The organism is Bacteroides sp. 1_1_14, assembly GCF_000162515.1.
GTDB classification, from domain to species: Bacteria; Bacteroidota; Bacteroidia; order Bacteroidales; family Bacteroidaceae; genus Bacteroides; species Bacteroides thetaiotaomicron.
Genome location: NZ_GG774742.1, coordinates 1 through 1,036 on the forward strand (window position 1 = coordinate 1; position 1,036 = coordinate 1,036).

At 40.6% G+C, this 1,036-nt stretch carries 2 protein-coding genes; both read left to right on the forward strand.

Annotation, left to right across the window (positions count from 1 at the left end):
- Positions 1–526 (forward strand): tyrosine-type recombinase/integrase (locus HMPREF9007_RS00115; RefSeq protein ID WP_032850877.1); only part of this gene is annotated, 526 nt, incomplete at its 5' end.
- 67 nt (positions 527–593) lie between these two features.
- Positions 594–1,016, forward strand: coding sequence for an SMI1/KNR4 family protein (locus HMPREF9007_RS26720; protein WP_277754738.1), 423 nt, complete (start codon positions 594–596; stop codon positions 1,014–1,016).
- Positions 1,017–1,036: the final 20 nt, after the last annotated feature.

Here is a 1,036-nt window from a genome sequence, read left to right on the forward strand (position 1 = left end):
GAAAATACTCGACGTGACGGTGACAGACCTGCGTTTCTTCTGTATGTTCTCCATACTCTATTCCGCAGGGTTGCGCATCAGCGAACTGCTGGAACTGAAACCCGGCGACATCAACGAATCCCGCTCCCTGATACGGGTGCGGCAGGGTAAAGGGAAAAAAGACCGCTACACCCTGCTGTCAAGACCGTTGATGAAAAAGCTGACGGAATATAACAGACTATACAAACCGAAAGTGTGGCTTTTTGAACACAGACCGGGAGAACCTTTCACCGAGAGTATCGTGTCGAAACGGCTGAAGGCAGCGGCCCGGGAAGCGGGAATCACGAAACGGATTTATCCGCACCTGCTGCGCCATTCGTTCGCCACTCACCTGCTGGAGCAGGGAACCGACATCAAGATAGTGAAAGAGCTTATGGGACATAACAATATCAAGACGACAGAAAGGTATGTCCACATAGCCGACACTTTCAAAAGCAATATCAAAAGCCCGTTGGACGATCTGTTGATGGAGGAAGACGAGGTCTGATACTTAAAGAAAATAACAGCCAAATCGGCTGATAGTATAACATTATCTGCCCATAAAAAGAATGAATATGAAGATAGAATTAGAAAATTGTCAAAAAAGTCTTACTCTCAAAGATTTTGAAGAAGTTGAGAGCAAGTTGGGTCATGTTTTGCCGGAAAGACTGAAAGAGTTCTATTTGCAATATAATGGAGGAGAACCTAAACAGCAAACCATCTCCATAAACAAATATTACGAAGTGGAAATTAGAATTTTCCAACCGTTCAAATATAATAAGAGTTTTAAAAATGCTCTTTTTCATACTGTTGAAGGAGAAACCTTGGAGCATCGTAGTTCTAATTCGATTTCTGACAATATTCTGCTATTTGCCAGTGGACATAACAATTTGAGAAATATTGGTGTAATTGCAATCAATATAAAAAACAGAGCTGTATATTTTTATAAAAATTATTGGTTTTGTAAAAAAATAAGCGATGCATTTATTTTTGTATGAACCTCAATTGATAGCGGATT

Bases quoted from the DNA above. Each gene is read 5' to 3' on its own strand.
- HMPREF9007_RS26720 (WP_277754738.1), top strand. From the start codon at position 594: ATGAAGATAGAATTAGAAAATTGTCAAAAAAGTCTTACTCTCAAAGAT.